Raw genomic sequence first — 16,199 nt, forward strand, 5'->3', positions numbered from 1 at the left:
TTTCACTCCTCCCAAACCCTCCCCGACGGGGGGAGGAGTTGCCAATCAAACTTAATACCTTACCAATACGCCTTTGCGGTAAATTAGTAATATTGATGCTGATATAACCAATTGTCAGCCATGCTAAAACGTTTCTGCCTGTTCGCGCTGTTAAACATAATTGTGTCTATTGCATACGCGCGTGATATTTATGTGTCGCCAATAGGCAATGATCATAGCAATGGCAGCAAAACGGCTCCCTTTGCCACCTTGCAGAAAGCGCAAGCCGCAGCCCGCAAAAACAAACAGGAAAAGGTAACCATCTGGCTGATGGGTGGCACCTGCTACATCAATAATGCTGTGGTTTTTACTGCTGCCGATGCCCGCCCTGCCAATGCGCCGCTCAGCATTAAGGCTTATCAAAATCAACAGGTTACCCTTGCCGCGTCAAAAGCGTTGGCGTTAAACTGGCAGCCTTATAAAAACGGCATTATGCAGGCGCGGGTAAAAGGCGATGTGATCTTTGATGAATTATTCGTAAACGGTCAGTTGCAACATATGGCCCGCTATCCAAACTACGATGCCGATGCCAAACACTTTAACGGCACGGCCGATGATGTGCTTAGTCCCGAACGGATTGCCCGCTGGCAGCATTCTGAAGGCGGGTATATCCACGCCCTGCATAAAAGCGAGTGGGGCGATATGGCTTATCGCATTACCGGCAAGGATGCCAAAGGTGAACTGACCATGGAGGGCGGCTGGCAAAATAACCGCCCCAGTGCTATGCATGCCAAATATCGTTTTGCGGAAAATATTTTTGAAGAACTGGATGCAGAGAATGAGTGGTATTACGATAAAACCAGCCATACGCTTTATTATTATCCGCCTAAAAACCTCAACCTAAAGAATGCTATTGTAAGCACACCTCAACTGGAAAGCCTGTTTGTTTTTAATGGCGATGCGGCTAAACCCGTTACCAATATCAATATCGACGGCCTGCAGCTTACCCAAACCCTGCGCACTTTTATGAAAAACCGCGAACCATTACTGCGCAGCGATTGGACAATCTACCGGGTAGGGGCTATAACCATGCAGGGGGCCGAACATTGTTCCATCACCAATTGCTATTTTAACAATGTTGGCGGCAATGCCATGGTATTCAGTAATTACAATCGTAATAACGAAATATCCGGCTGTAAGATCATTGGCGCGGGTAGCAGCGGGGTGGCTTTTGTGGGCGATCCGGCGGCGGTGCGGTCGCCATTGTTCCAGTACAGCCAGGCTAATGATCTGGCTAAGATGGATAAAACACCAGGCCCCGTCGGTAATAATTACCCTGCGGATTGCCGGGTGTATAATAACCTGATCGAGGGCATCGGCAGGGTAGAGAAACAGGTGGCAGGTGTGCAGCTTTCTATGTGTCAAAGTATAACGGTTAGCCATAACACCATCGACGACGTCCCGCGTGCCGGTATCAACGTTAACGAAGGCACCTGGGGTGGGCACATTATTGAGTTTAATGATGTGTTTAACACCGTGCAGGAAACCGGCGATCACGGTTCGTTCAACTCATGGGGGCGCGATCGTTTTTGGTTCCCCAATCGCAAGCAGATGGATAGCATAAATCTCGCCCATCCCGAACTGGCCCTGCTGGATGTAGTGAAGCCTATCATCATCCGCAACAACCGCTTCCGTTGCGACCATGGCTGGGATATCGATCTGGATGACGGATCAAGCAATTACGAGATCTGCAACAACCTATGCTTAAACGGCGGCCTGAAGCTGCGTGAAGGCTTTAACCGCAAAGTGTATAATAACGTCATCATTAATAACTCTTTTCATCCACATGTATGGTTTAAGGATAGCAAGGTATCGTTTCAGCATAATATCGTATCGTCGGGTTACTTTCCCATCGGTGTAAAGTTTTGGGGCGATGATGTGGATAATAACCTCTTCCCGGATAGCGCGGCTTTAAACAAAAGCCTGAAGAACCATACCGATGCGCATTCCACTTACGGCGACCCGATGTTTGTTGATGCAGCCAAAGGCAACTTTACGGTAAAGCCTAATTCGCCGGCTTTTAAGATCGGTTTTAAGAATTTCCCGATGGATGAATTTGGCGTGGTATCGCCCCGGTTGAAAGCCGTTGCCCATAAAATAAGCATACCGGCTATTGCTGCAAGTATGGATAACAGCGCATCGGCCACTATGGCATTTTTGGGCGCGAAGGTAAAAAGCCTGAATACCCTGGGCGAACGATCGGCCACCGGCATGGCCAGTGAAACCGGCGCGCTGGTGCTGGATGTGCCCAGGCGAAGCGTATTGTATGGTGTACTGAATGCCAATGATGTGATATTGCAGGTAGGCGAACGTAAAATAAACGATATAAAAGACCTGGCCGCGGCAGCTATGGGTTTACAGATAGCAAAGGAGATAACGCTGGAGATATTCCGTAACCAGGCGGCGCAAAAGGTGGTGGTAAAATTAAAGTAGGGCGGGGTAGAAGTTAGTTTTAATAAATTTAACCGGTAATTAGTTAAAAAGCCTAATAACTACTAAATTAGGTCAACTATTAATCCTGACCTGTTATGAAAAAGCGAACCATCCTGCCTTTGCTGTTGGCAACAGCTGCCTTTTTCTTGTTAAGATTCACTTACGCCGATGGCGAACTGGATAAATTGCTAACCGGACTGGAAAAATATACGGCCGAATACCCGCAGGAAAAGATCCATATACAGTTTGATAAACCCTATTACAGCGTAGGCGAAGACATTTGGTTTAAAGCTTACGTGGTGAACGCCGAAAAGAATATCCTGAGCCCGCAAAGCAAGATATTATATATCGATTTGCTTGATGAGCGCGATTCGGTAGTGCAAACAAAAGTTTTCCCCCTGGCTAATGGCATGACCGACGCGAATATCCCGTTAACGGATTCGTTATACAACTCGGGCAATTATCATTTGTATGCCTATACCAAATGGATGACCAACTTTGGCACCGATTACTACTTTAAAAAAACTATTCCGCTGGTGAACGCCCGCCACGGTGCTATCAGCGGAAGCTTAACTTATAAAGCCATCAGTTCGGCTGCCGGTAAACAGCTAAATGCCGATATTACTTTCGCTAATGAGAAAGGGCAACCCCATATCGCCGGCGACATCACTTATGTTTTGCAAGCCAACGGGAAAAATATCGCGAACGGAAAAGCCACAACCGATGTATCGGGCAAGATCAATATCGCCAGCTTGCTGAAACCTGAATTTAAAAATAGCCCGGTTACCATCACCACTAATTTAATTACACGCGATAAGCATATCATCACCCAAAGTTTTGTAATAAAACCGCTTGCTGCCGGCGCAGATGTACAGTTTTTCCCCGAAGGTGGCACGTTGGTGAATAACATCCGTACAAAGGTGGCCTTTAAAGCCGTTAAGCCAGATGGGATAAGCGAGGCCATTAGTGGTTACATTATTGATAATGCTAATGAGCGGGTAGCCGAATTCAGATCGCAACACGCGGGAATGGGCCTGTTTGCCCTGCAGCCTCTGCCTGGCAAAAGTTATACTGCTGTAGTAACACACGAGGATGGCACCGAAAGCCGTTACCAGTTGCCGGCTGCTACAGAAAATGGTTACGTACTGAATGTAAACCAAACAGGTAAAGACAGTTTGTCGGTAAGGGTATCTGCCAGCCCCGGCTTAATTAACGGCAGGGAAGCTGTACTGGTAGCGCAAATTAATGGTGTAGTGCAATTTGCAGCCAGGACAAAACTGGATGGCCCATCAAACCTGAGTATTATATCTACCAAAAAATTCCCTACCGGTATCGCGCAGTTCACCCTGTTCTCGCCCGATTACGCGCCTGTTGCAGAACGGCTGATATTTGTAGAGCATAACAACCGCCTGGATGCAGAGATCAGCACCGATAAACCAGCTTACGCGCAACGCGGTAAAGTAAAAATGGATATGAAGGTTACCGATGTTTATGGCGACCCGGTGATGGGCAGCTTTTCGGTAGCGGTAACGGATGAAAGTAAGGTGAAAATGGCGGAGGACGATGAGCTAAGCATCCTCTCTAACCTGTTACTTACGTCGGATATTAAGGGGTATATCGAACAACCTAACTATTACTTTAATGCCGCCAACCCCGATAGGTTGAAGCACCTGGATCAGCTATTGCTTACCCAGGGCTGGCGCCGCTTTAATTGGGCCGATCTGCAGGCGGGTAAATATCCGCAAATGAAGTACCGGCCAGAGCAGGGGCTCACCGTAACAGGCACTATTAAGACCTTTGGTAATAAACCGGTGAGTAAAGGTAAAGTAGTACTGTTCGCATCCACAAATAACGGGCCTTTAATTATTGATACGGTTGCCGACGAGCAGGGGCGTTTTGTGTTTGAGGGACTTGATTTTGCCGATAGCGCTAAGCTGGTGGTGCGGGCAGCCAACGCTAAAGACCGTGGGACGGTGAAGATCAGTATTGATAAAAAGCCGCGTATCAATTTTAAGCCGGGATTTATTGTCGCTAACGATGTGAAGGGTTTTAACTTAAACGAATACCTGAGATCGACCGAAGCGCAATTTACCGAACTGACCAAGCTTGGCCTGATGAAGAATGTAATAGCGTTGAAAGAGGTGCAGATAAAAGCCAAACGGGATTATATTGCCGAAAAAACTGTCCCTCACTCAGCTAATTTAGATCCCGGTCATGCCGACATCGTATTAAAAGCGGATAAGTTTAAAACCGTCCCTCACTTTATCGATGCCTTTTATAATGTGCCTGGTGTGCGGGTGGTGGGTAAATTACTTTTTCCTGTAGGGCTGAGGTCGATAACCGGACAAGGCCCAATGCTGGTGATCATGGATGGGGCCTATTTACCACGTAACCCCAAACTTTTGGCAGAGATATTAGAGAGCATTCCCCCAGGCGATATCTTGGCTGTAGAACTGCTGACACATGGCAGTGCTTCTATGTATGGTAACGATGGTGCAAGCGGAGTAGTAATTATCACAACCAAACGGGGCGATGAACAACAGGAATATGTCCCCGAATTAAATGTTGGTCATTATACCCCGAAAGGGTATTCATCAACTAAAAGCTTTTACGCGCCGGTGTATGATACACCCGCTGATAACAGGGCTGCCGATCTGCGGTCAACCATACATTGGGCGCCCAACGTGGTAACTAACGATAAAGGCGAGGCCAGTATCAGCTATTTTAATGCCGATGGCGTGGGTATCTATAAAGTAACGCTTGAGGGTATGGACCTGAAGGGTAACCTGGCCCGCCGCACATACACTTATGCTGTGAAATAGAATGCCGATTTACCATATTTTCCAAACCGTTTAAAACAGAAACAGCAGAACGCCCCTCGCGGGAATCCTGCCGTTTCACACTAAACTATTGATGGAAAACTATTAAGTAAACAGTTCAAAATAGCGGAATAAATTTCAGGGCTACAACCCGTGTTTTCACGGTATTTTATCTACGTGGAACCCGCAATTCTTCGCTGCATGTCATTGGGTCATTCGTTGCGCTTGTCATTGTATTCTTAATGACAGCGAAGCGAATGACCCAATGATGCGAAGTATAATGATGTTTTCTGCAATCGATTGTCAAAAAAATTATGCTTTTGATTTTCTAAGTGTTATTATTGTTTGCCAATACATTCAGATCATATCATTTTTTAAACCAAACCAATGAAATCAGTTGCCAGATATTTGCTGTTTTTAGCTGCAGCCTGCATTGCCCGGGGAGCTACTGCCCAAAAATTGCCTTTCAAAGATCCCAAATTATCGTTTGATAAACGTGCCGACGACCTGGTGAGCCGTTTAACCCTGGAGGAAAAAGTAGGGCAGATGATAGACCAGGCTAAATCCATCCCGCGCCTGGGTATACCCGAATATAACTGGTGGAACGAGTGCCTGCACGGTGTGGCAAGGGCAGGGCTGGCTACGGTATTCCCCATGCCAATTGGTACAGCGGCCAGCTTTGATAGTAAACTGATCAGCGATATTGGTAACGCCACCAGCGATGAGGCCCGTGCCAAATACCACGAGTTTTTGCGCAATGGCAAGCATGGCCGATACCAGGGGCTGACATTTTGGTCGCCCAATATCAATATTTTCCGTGATCCGCGCTGGGGCCGTGGTATGGAAACTTATGGGGAAGACCCCTTCCTTACCAGCGTGATGGGTGTGAACTTTGTAAAAGGCTTACAGGGCGATGATCCGCATTATTTAAAACTGGTGGCCACCCCCAAGCACTACATGGTGCATAGCGGCCCCGAACTGGAACGCCACCAGTTTAACGCCACTACCGATAAGTACGACTTTTATGATACCTACCTACCCGCCTTTAAAGCTACCGTGCAAAAAGGCAAAGCGGTGAGCATCATGAGCGCCTATAACGCCTACGATGGCGAGCCTGCCCCGGCCAGCGTTTTCCTGCTGGATAAAGTGCTGCGCACCGAACTGGGCTTTAATGGCTATGTAGTATCCGATTGCGATGCCATTTACGATGTGTACGCGTTCCACAAAAAGGCGGGTAGCAAGGCCGAGGCATCGGCTAAATCGGTAATAGCGGGTACCGACCTGGATTGCGGCCCAACCTATCTCACCCTGCTGGATGCGGTAAAAGCCGGCATGATCACCGAAAAGCAAATTGATGTATCGCTGAAGCGTTTGTTTATGGCGCGTTTAAGGCTGGGGATGTTTGATGCTGATAAACTGGTGAAATATGCCTCGATACCTTACTCGGTGGTTAACTCGCATGCTAACCAGAAGTTGGCTTTAGATGCGGCCCGTAAATCGATAGTGCTGCTGAAGAACGAGCACGATATCCTGCCGTTAAGCAAAAATATCAAAACCTTAGCCGTTATCGGCCCTAATGCCGATGCTAAGGAGGTGCAATGGGGTAACTACAACGGTATCCCTACCGATGAGGTGAATATCACCCCACTACAGGGCCTGCGCACTAAACTACCCAACGCGCAAATTATTTATGCGCCAGGCTGTGAACTGGCCGAGTTTGATAAAGGTGCAGATACGGCTAAAGCCAAACAAAACTTCACGGCGGCTATGGCCGCAGCACAACAGGCCGATGCGGTGGTATTATGCATGGGCCTTACCCCTAAATTAGAAGGCGAGGAAATGAAGGTACAGGCCAAAGGCTTCAGCGGCGGCGACAGGGTAAGTATCGATTTGCCCAAGCCACAGGAAGACCTGATAAAAGCTATCTACAAAACCGGTAAGCCGGTTGTACTGGTGCTGCTGAACGGCAGTGCTTTAAGTATCAACTGGGAAAAAGAAAACCTGCCCGCTATTGTAGAAAGCTGGTACGGTGGACAGGCCGCGGGCACCGCTATTGCCGATGTGCTGTTTGGCGATTATAACCCCGCGGGACGCCTGCCGGTAACCTTTTATAAAAGCGTGAACGATCTGCCCGACTTTCACGATTATAGCATGAGTAACCGTACTTACCGCTATTTTAAAGGCGATGTAGCCTACGCGTTCGGTTATGGGTTAAGCTACACTACATTCAAATATTCGGGTATAGCTGCCCCGGCCGAACTGGCTAAAGGGAAAAACATCACTGTAAGTGTAAACGTAACCAACACCGGTAAAATGGCCGGCGATGAGGTGGCCGAGCTGTACGTACGCCATTTAAGCGATGTGCGCAAACCTATCCACGCTTTGAAAGGTTTTAAGCGCATCCACCTGAAAGCCGGTGAAACCCAGGCGATAACTTTCACGCTAACCTCTGATCAGTTGATGCTGGTTGACAAAACCGATAAATGGAGCCAGGAAACCGGGAAGATCCAACTGTTTATCGGCGGCTCTCAACCCGGCGAAAAGAATGCGACCACCGGAAATGTAGTGAGCAAAATTGTAAATGTAAGATAGATTTAAAAGTCCATGGACCATGGTCTATGGTCCATGGACTTTCTTACCTTATATATTCATCCCGCCCGAAACTTCGATGCGCTGGGCGTTGATCCAACGGCCTTCTTCGGTACACAGGAAGGCAACTACACCGCCAATATCGTCGGGAACACCGGCGCGGCCCAAAGCGGTAGCGCCTGCTATCATCTTATTAACTTCAGGGTTATCGCGTGTGCCGCCACCGCCAAAGTCGGTCTCGATAGCGCCGGGGGCAACCACATTTACAGCAATACCGCGCAACCCTAATTCTTTGGCCATATAACGGCTCAGTGTTTCAATAGCTCCTTTCATGCTGGCATAAGCGCCGTAGCCCGGATAGCTGAAACGTGCCAGTCCCGATGAGATATTGATGATACGGCCGCCGTCGTTCATAACCGGCAATGCCTTTTGGGTAAGGAAAAACACGCCTTTAAAGTGGATATTCACCAGGGTATCAAAATCATCTTCGCTGAATGACGCTATCGGGCCATACATGCCTATACCAGCGTTGTTGATCAAAAAATCGAAGTGATCGGTACCGAAAACATTTTTCAATGCACCCTTAACTTGCTCCAAAAAAGCGTCGAAGCCTTTAATATCCCCCGCATTAAACTGCAGGGCAGCAGCCTTTGCACCCAGTGTTTCGATCTCGGCTACCACAGCCTCGGCTTCGTCCTTTTTGCTGTTGTAGGTTAACAATACATTGATGCCTTTTTTGGCCAGTGCAATGGCCATGTTTTTACCCAGTCCGCGGCTGCCGCCGGTTACCAGTGCTATTTTGTTTGTTGTGCTCATGATCTTTGTTTGTTTTTTTATTGACAGAACAAAGGTAACACGCTAAACAGGGCAGGTGTTTGCGATTATCAATCCGTTGTTTGCGAAATTCAATCCTGGCCGCTGATTTTAAAATGATTTTTTGATTTCGCTGATTTTACGTGTATTTCCACGAGCGCTGTGGCCGCACAGGCCCGTTTGCATTTCCGCGTTAGGGATGGAAGCGGATACCGGCCTGTGGCTAAGGCCCGTGCAGTATGAGCGGACAGCCCGGGCCGCAGGCAACGCCATAATAGTCATTCATCATTTCGCTGCGCTGTCATTATGCTGCACGTTTTTTGCACCTAACGCAATTAAATGGATAATTACGTCGTGGCTAAACCCCTCCCTGCCATCGCTCATTCCTGCACACCCCTCCCAGGGGAGGGAACTAAAATTGTTTAGCCACGAAACGCCACAGGTGCCAGCGCCGTTTGCTTACGGAAGAAGTTAGAGAAATGCGCCAGTTCCTCAAAACCCAGGCTCCAGGCAATTTCAGAGATGTTCCAGTCGGTTTGCTTGAGCAGGATCTTGGCTTCCTGTACAATGCGGCTGCTGATGATGTCGGTGGTGGTTTTGCCGGTGTTTTCCTTCAATACTTTATTCAGGTGGTTAACGTGTACGGCAAGGCGGTCGGCGTAATCTTTGGCGGTACGCAGGTTAAGTCGTTGATTGGGTGATTCGATAGGGAACTGACGTTCCAACAGTTCGATGAATAATGATGATACCCTTGCCGATGCCGTGTGCGATGGATACAGCGCCGTGGCTGGCTGTAGCTTCTGTCCGAAGTGGAGCAGTTCGATAACGTAATTGCGCAGCAGATCATACTTGTAAGCATAATCCGATTCCAGTTCGCGGCGTATTTTGCCGAAGATATGTTGCAATTCGGCGGCATGTTCATCATTGATCTGAAAGATGGGCACGGTTCCCGGGCGGAACAAGGGCAGGTCATCGATCACAATCCCGCTTTTTGCCGGCAGCAGGAAATCGTGCGTAAAAATGCAGAAGTAGCCGCCCTGCTTATCATCCTGCGGGATATAGTTGTAGGGGATCTTTGGCGTAGCAAACAGCAGCGCGCTCCTTTCTATCTCCACTACCTTATCGGCATACTCGGCGCGGTTATGGCCCACAATAAAGCTGATCTTATAATAAGCCCGGCGGTTATAAGGCATGGGCATTTTTTTATGGTGCCGCGCCACCATATCGGCAATAGGGAATACATTGAAGTGGCCTATCTCCTTATTGATCCCCTCGGGGATAAGGCCCGATGTTTCCCGGTAAAAATCTTCGATGGTGGTTGTTTCCATGGCGCTGGGGTTTGTAAAATTCAAATGTAGGGAGATTTTTCTATCTATTCGTCATTCTGAGCGATAGCGAAGAATCTCCGTTTCACAGAGCGGCATGTATTATCGGGGATCCTTCGCTATCGCTCAGGATGACGAGGAGGAAACGAAAACGGCCTGATGCTGTCGCACCAGGCCGTTTCTTTAGGGTTATCAAAACCTTAAAAACCACCACCCTTCATTTGGTAATCAAGCGGTGGTTCTACACCAAGCAGGTTTTTCACAAAGTAATCCCAGCGGCGGCGCATCATGTATTGCGAGTGCTGGCCGTAGCCGTGGGCGCTGTTAGGGAATATCACCAGGTCGAAGCTTTTATTGGCACGTTCCAGCGCTTCAACAACCAGCAGGGTGTTTTGCGGCGGTACGTTGTTATCCATTAAACCATGGGCCAGCATCAGCTTGCCTTTCAGGTTTTTAGCCAGGCTTTCGTTGGCTTGCGCGGCATAGTCCGAATTGCTGGTTAAGCCGTTATAGCGCTCACCCCAGTTGTCTTCGTAGTTCAGGTTCTCGTGGTTGCCCGATTCGGCAATACCTACCTTAAAGAAATCAGGGTAACGGAACATGGCGCCCGCAGTAGCGAAACCACCGCCTGAGTGGCCCCAAATGCCTACACGGGTAAGGTCCATATACGGGTATTTGGTTGCCAGTTCTTTAATGCCGGCTACCTGGTCGCCCAGGGTGTTATCGGCCATGTTGCCATAGCTCATATCGTGGAACGATTTTGAACGGTATGGGTTGCTGGTACCTTCAATTTCAACAACTACAAAACCCAGTTCGGCCAGCGCGCCGTTATCGCCACGGGTAACCGAGAATGCCCAGCTGCCTACGCTACCACCCTGCGGACCAGGATAGATATAATCGATAACCGGGTATTTCTTGTTAGGATCAACATTGCGTGGTACCCACATCAAGCCGTAAACATCGGTTTTCCCATCGTGCGCTTTGGTAGAGAATGGGATGCAAGGTTTCCAGCCGGTGGCGGTCAATTTAGAAATATCGGTTTTTTCCAGTTCCAGCAGTTGTTTGCCTTTCATATCGCGCAGCACGGTAACCGGCGGTACATCAGGTTTTGAATAGGTATCAACAATATAATTGCCCGATGGCGAGAAGGTAACGCTGTGCGTACCTGCGCCAGGGGTTAATACGGTAAAACCTTTACCATCAAAGCCAACTTTGCACAACTGGCTAAAGTATGGGTTTTCGGCCTGCAGGCCATCGGCCATAAAATAGATCACACGGGCTTTTTCGTCAACTTTTATAAGGTTAGCCTGTACCCAGTCGCCTTTGTCAACCTGGTTTTTCAGGGCGCCGGTGTTGGCATCGTACAGGTAAAGGTGGCCCCAGTTATCGCGCTCAGAGAACCAAAGGATCTCGTTGCTTTTGCTCAGGTAGCGCCAGTTAACACCAGCCCAGCCCGATTCGAATTGGGTTTTAACGGTTTCGGTAAACAGTTCTTTTACATCGCCGGTAGCAGCATCGGCCATGCGTACTTTCTCTTCTTTGTGGTCGCGGTTGGTTGATGCAAATACCAGTTTGGTAGCGTCATCGCTCCAGTAAACGTCGGCCCAGCCTTCGCCGCCCTTAATATCATCGCTCAGGGTTGAACGGTGCGGATCTGGTGCGCATTTTATCGAGATCACTTTAGGTTGATCAACATTAACAATCACCCGGCGTAGCATTGGGATCACCTTATCGCCAGGGAAAGGATATTTCCACTGGGTTAGGTTAGGCGCGCCAACTTTGGTGTTCACCATATACATGTTGTTCACCTCGCGCTCATCCTGCTGAAAAGTGGCTATCTTTTTAGAATCGGGCGACCAAACCAATATCGGGCGGATGCCTTGTGCCCAGCCGGCGTTATCGGTAGCGTAGCCGTTATCTTTAACACCATCGGTAGTCAGCTGGGTTAGTTTGTTCGATGCGATATCGCGCGACCACAGGTTAAAATCTTTTATAAATACGGCTGTTTTGCCATCGGGCGATACGTTTTCGTTAGGGTTACCGCCGCGACCAAAACCGCCACGGCCACCGCGACCACCACGTCCGCCGCCAAAAGCACCACCAGCCGATGGGAATTGTACCGGGCTGCTATCGGCTTCTACTTTGCTGCCGTCAAACTTCCACTGCTTGCCATCTGCCATAAAAATTACGCTTTTGTTATCGCTCGCGTATACAATGGCATCAAATGGCAAATTAGCCGCGGTATAACTTTTGCCCGATGCGGTTGACAAAGCCGCTGCCAGCTTATCATGATCGAAAGCGGCCGATTTGCTGCCTTTTGCAGGGTTAAATACAATAAACTTGCTGTCTTCTTTGTACCAGAAACGGTCATCAGGCATCCAGTTTGGGCGGATACCGCTGCGGGTAACGAGCGGACTTAACGAGGCAGCCATCTGGCTTTCGGCACGTTGATAATCCTGGGCCGTATAGGCTTTCGGAGCCTGGGCATTCGCGCCTAAAGCCAGCGCGAAGGGTAGGGCTGTAAGTAAAAATTTATTCATGTTAATTAGGTTAAGCTTTGCTTTTGTTTAACAAAGCAAGATACCGCAAATTAACATTTTGTCAAGTAACGTTTCTGATAGGAATTTGATGTGCGGATGTGCAAATGTGCAGATATGCAAATGTGCGTATCTGCAAATGAAAACAGGACAGGCATATGCACATTTGCATATCCTCGCATTTGCACATTCATACATCATCTGCACATTTGCATATACGCACATTTGCACATTCAAAACTAATTCCCCGCCCGGTTTTGTTCGGCTTCTGCGCTGCCGGTTTGGCGTTTTTTAGGGATGTTGGCGCTTTTACCAAAATTATAGCTAAACGCCAGGTTTACACTACGGTTGCCGTTGTCGTTATGATAGGTAATAGCCGCGCCGGGTATGTTATTAATGGTACCTGCCGAGTAGTTCCCTTTAAACAGGTCGCGGGCACTTAGCCTTATTGTGCCATTATTATTCAGCACCTTTTTGGCAAGGCCGATGTTAACCTGTTTGCGGGCAATGTGGGTAAACTGCGAATCGTGATTGGGCGCTACATAAAACACATTCAACTCGCTGCTCCAGCCGTGCGAAAGGTTAAACTGGCTGGTGGTGTTCATAAAGGCATAATTGCTTGGGGTATTAATGGGTACACTGCCCAACTGACCTTTAAAGCGCGCGAAGTTATATTCCAGATCCATATAAAACTTCCACCATTTTACAGGTTCCAGGTTAAGGATAGCGCCAAAGGCCGTTTCCTCGCGACTGCCCAGGTTAATACGGTTGGCGAAGAAGATATCCCCCTGCTGGTAATCGTACTCCACCTGGTAATCGCTCACGTAATTGTATGATGCCTGTAGTATCAGCTTGCTTTTAAAGCTGTAACTAAACTGGTAAACGTTTACAAATTGCGGACGAAGGAAGGGGTTACCTGAAAAAGCGCTATACTTATCAAGGATGATAACGAAAGGGTTCAGATCCTGGTAGCTGGGGCGCTCAATCCTGCGACCATACGACAAATTGAGGCTATTGTTTCCGGCCGAATCAAGCTTGTACAGCACAAAACCGGTAGGGAATAGGTTGGTATAGTTTTTCACAAATGAGGAATCCTGCCCCAGCGCGTTACCCAACTGATGGGCGTTCACACGGGTGTTTTCGGCGCGCAGGCCCAGTTGCAGGGAAAAGCGCTTAAAGTCTTTATTGTAGTTGATATAGGCGGCGTTGATGTTTTCTTTGTACAGGAAACGGTTGGTGCGGGTATAATCAATAGTCTGTATGTTGTTGATGATATTAAAATAATTGGCCCCGTTATCGGTATTTACATAGCTGGTTTTTACACCGAAGGCCAGTTTCGACTTTTTATCAATCGGTAAAGTGTAATCACTTTTGGCCGACCAGATATTGATGATATTAGGGAGGTTATCGATAATATCCTGCTTACTACCCAAGGCGCCGGCGGTGTTATAGCTGGCGCTCATAAAACTTTGATCGCGGTAGTTATTGTAGCGGATATAGTCGACATCAACCGTAATGTTACGACCCAAACTATCGTACTGGTGGCTATAATTAAGGTTGATGCCTCCGTTTTTAAAGTTGTAGTTAGTGTTATTATTGGCCACAATAGACGAATCTAAACCGCCGGTTTTGTTGCGCAAAAAACTGTTCACCGGGTTATAATTATCGCCTGTGGTCATTACACCGGTGAGCACTACGCCTAATGTAGTTTTGGGCGATACATAATAATCCATCCCGGTTTTTACGTTAGTATTTTGGGTGCTGGGGTTAAAAAAGGCAACTTCGGTATACGATGATTTGATACTGTTTAACGCGTCAAAATAAGTGCGGCCAACATCAAGCCGGCGATAATTGTTTTGTGCACTATAACCCGCCAGCGCGAAAAAGTTGACCTTGTTCTCGCGGTAGTTCATATTAAAGCTTTCGGATGTACGCATGTACTTCGCCCGCCCCACACTGGCGGCTGCCGAACCATTGAAACCCTTTATTTTAAAGCGTTTAGTTTTGATGTTGATTATGCCTGCCGTGCCCGATGCATCATATTGAGCAGGCGGATTTGGCATTAGCTCGATCTGATCGAGCACAGAAGCCGGTAACGAGCGCAGGTAATTGGCCAGGGCTTCGCCCGACAGGTAAGATGGTTTGTTATCAATCATGATCTGCAAGCCCGTTTTGCCTTTGTAGCTGATGGTGCCGTCATCGTTAACGATAATACCCGGTGCCTTCTCCAAGGCCTCCAGCGCGTTGGCTCCGGCATTGGTGATACTGGCACCGACGTTCACCACGGTACGGTCGGCTTTTAGTTCGATAAAAGGTTTTTGCGCGGTGATGGCTACTTCTTTTAAGGTTGATGTGCCGGGTTTTAAATTGATGGAAGGTAGTTCAATGGCCGGAACAGTTTCGCCCAATGCGACCTTTGCGCTGCGGTATTTTTGAAAACCAACGGCGGTGATGTTCACCCGGTAATCGCCTGCAGCTATCTTATCGAAAACGAACCTACCCTGCGCATCGGCCAGCGTGGTTTTTACGGTGGATGAATCTTTAAATCTTACCAAAACAATTGTGGCGGCTATGGCAGGTTGTTTAGCGGCATCAAAAACTTGCCCGCTTATTTTGCCCTGCGGTGTTTGTGCCGATGCTAAATTAAGGGCAAAGCTTAGCCAGGCGGCTATGATGGCCGTTATAATGGTTTTCATGATGGTTGGGGGTTTGGAAGAGACTGTCATGCTGAACTTGTTTCAGCATCCCACATGCACGGTAGGTGGTATGGCAACCTTGCATGTGGGATCCCGAAATAAATTCGGGATGACTGAAAATTTTGACGTTTACTTCGCCTTGCGGATATAGATATTCCCGTTCATGTTTTTCATTAGCAGTTCGGGGCCGCCGCCGTTTATTTTGCCGTACACCCAATCTTCAATAGTGATGCGGTACATGCCATCCTTAGCGGTTTTGGTGCTTTTTGATGGTGATTTTTCGGTTACCATATCAAAATCGCTGAACACGTTACCGTTATCAGAACGGGCCTTTAAGTTAGCTTTAAATGTGGCCGGAAAGGTAACATCCACATCGCCGTTAAGGGTGGTAAAGGCCAGTGCTGCTTTATTATCAAGCGTTTTAAAGGTAACCAACACCCTGCCATTAGTAGTATTGGCTACAGCCGAACCAGAAATATTAGTCAGCTTAATAGCGCCGTTGGTGTTGCTGGCCTCAATATCGCTGCTTACATCGTTTACAGAAATATCGCCGCCGTTAACTGCCATTAATTTAATATTGGTAGCGCCACGGGGGATCTTAATATCAAGCGCCACATTTTTGTTAGGCATGTTGTTACTGATGCGTACCTGGTTATTCTTTTCACGGGCCTCCACATCCAGGTTCTCGCCGCTGGATAAGCGCCTCATACCGCCGCTTTCCTTTGCTTCTTTGCGGCCGTGAGGTGCGCTGGCATCAATAATGATATCCTTACCATCGTGCACCGATACCTTGATAGATCCGGTTACCAGGTCTACATTTAATTTATATGGTTTACCCGGGTCGCTTAGGGGTACGGTTAATTGCTGACTTTCCTGTGCCATCAGGCGGGTGCTTAGTGCTAATGCCAATGCTACCAGGCCTGTAAATTTTAGTGCTTTCATATTATT

Annotated in this window: 8 protein-coding genes; 3 read left to right on the forward strand and 5 right to left on the reverse strand. The window is 48.0% G+C overall.

Annotation, left to right across the window (positions count from 1 at the left end):
• Positions 1 to 120 precede the first annotated feature (120 nt).
• The 3 genes from HQ865_RS03840 to HQ865_RS03850 all read left to right on the forward strand — a co-directional run bounded on the left by HQ865_RS03840 (position 121) and on the right by HQ865_RS03850 (position 7,883).
• Positions 121 to 2,472: a PDZ domain-containing protein gene (locus HQ865_RS03840; protein ID WP_173413620.1), complete on the forward strand. Its 2,352-nt coding sequence runs from the start codon at positions 121 to 123 to the stop codon at positions 2,470 to 2,472.
• 95 nt (positions 2,473 to 2,567) lie between these two features.
• The gene (locus HQ865_RS03845; protein WP_173413621.1) at positions 2,568 to 5,294 is read left to right on the forward strand and encodes a TonB-dependent receptor; all 2,727 of its coding nucleotides are present in this window, start codon (positions 2,568 to 2,570) and stop codon (positions 5,292 to 5,294) included.
• A gap of 384 nt (positions 5,295 to 5,678) precedes the next feature.
• Entirely contained in the window at positions 5,679 to 7,883 is a 2,205-nt protein-coding gene (locus HQ865_RS03850; protein WP_173413622.1) for a glycoside hydrolase family 3 C-terminal domain-containing protein, read from the forward strand.
• Positions 7,884 to 7,931: 48 nt separating this feature from the next.
• On the opposite strand, the gene HQ865_RS03855 is transcribed toward HQ865_RS03850, so the two are convergent.
• The 5 genes from HQ865_RS03855 to HQ865_RS03875 all read right to left on the reverse strand — a co-directional run bounded on the left by HQ865_RS03855 (position 7,932) and on the right by HQ865_RS03875 (position 16,193).
• Positions 7,932 to 8,696 (reverse strand): SDR family NAD(P)-dependent oxidoreductase, encoded by a 765-nt coding sequence (locus HQ865_RS03855; RefSeq protein WP_173413623.1) that lies wholly within the window; start codon positions 8,694 to 8,696, stop codon positions 7,932 to 7,934.
• Between the two features lie 419 nt (positions 8,697 to 9,115).
• Complete coding sequence (locus HQ865_RS03860; protein WP_173413624.1) at positions 9,116 to 10,021, reverse strand: helix-turn-helix domain-containing protein; 906 nt, start codon at positions 10,019 to 10,021, stop codon at positions 9,116 to 9,118.
• 197 nt (positions 10,022 to 10,218) lie between these two features.
• The gene (locus HQ865_RS03865; protein ID WP_173413625.1) at positions 10,219 to 12,558 is read right to left on the reverse strand and encodes a S9 family peptidase; all 2,340 of its coding nucleotides are present in this window, start codon (positions 12,556 to 12,558) and stop codon (positions 10,219 to 10,221) included.
• Positions 12,559 to 12,794: 236 nt separating this feature from the next.
• On the reverse strand, positions 12,795 to 15,251 hold the full coding sequence (locus tag HQ865_RS03870) for an outer membrane beta-barrel family protein (protein WP_173413626.1): 2,457 nt from the start codon (positions 15,249 to 15,251) through the stop codon (positions 12,795 to 12,797).
• Positions 15,252 to 15,380: 129 nt separating this feature from the next.
• Positions 15,381 to 16,193 (reverse strand): DUF4097 family beta strand repeat-containing protein, encoded by an 813-nt coding sequence (locus HQ865_RS03875; protein ID WP_173413627.1) that lies wholly within the window; start codon positions 16,191 to 16,193, stop codon positions 15,381 to 15,383.
• Positions 16,194 to 16,199: the final 6 nt, after the last annotated feature.

This window comes from Mucilaginibacter mali, assembly GCF_013283875.1.
Taxonomy (GTDB): domain Bacteria; phylum Bacteroidota; class Bacteroidia; order Sphingobacteriales; family Sphingobacteriaceae; genus Mucilaginibacter; species Mucilaginibacter mali.

Excerpts from the sequence above, each read along its gene's own strand:
- HQ865_RS03850 (WP_173413622.1), top strand. The coding sequence starts at position 5,679 with ATGAAATCAGTTGCCAGATATTTGCTGTTTTTAGCTGCAGCCTGCATT.
- HQ865_RS03840 (WP_173413620.1), top strand. The coding sequence starts at position 121 with ATGCTAAAACGTTTCTGCCTGTTCGCGCTGTTAAACATAATTGTGTCT.
- HQ865_RS03865 (WP_173413625.1), bottom strand. The coding sequence starts at position 12,558 with ATGAATAAATTTTTACTTACAGCCCTACCCTTCGCGCTGGCTTTAGGC.
- HQ865_RS03875 (WP_173413627.1), bottom strand. The coding sequence starts at position 16,193 with ATGAAAGCACTAAAATTTACAGGCCTGGTAGCATTGGCATTAGCACTA.
- HQ865_RS03845 (WP_173413621.1), top strand. The coding sequence starts at position 2,568 with ATGAAAAAGCGAACCATCCTGCCTTTGCTGTTGGCAACAGCTGCCTTT.
- HQ865_RS03855 (WP_173413623.1), bottom strand. The coding sequence starts at position 8,696 with ATGAGCACAACAAACAAAATAGCACTGGTAACCGGCGGCAGCCGCGGA.
- HQ865_RS03870 (WP_173413626.1), bottom strand. The coding sequence starts at position 15,251 with ATGAAAACCATTATAACGGCCATCATAGCCGCCTGGCTAAGCTTTGCC.
- HQ865_RS03860 (WP_173413624.1), bottom strand. The coding sequence starts at position 10,021 with ATGGAAACAACCACCATCGAAGATTTTTACCGGGAAACATCGGGCCTT.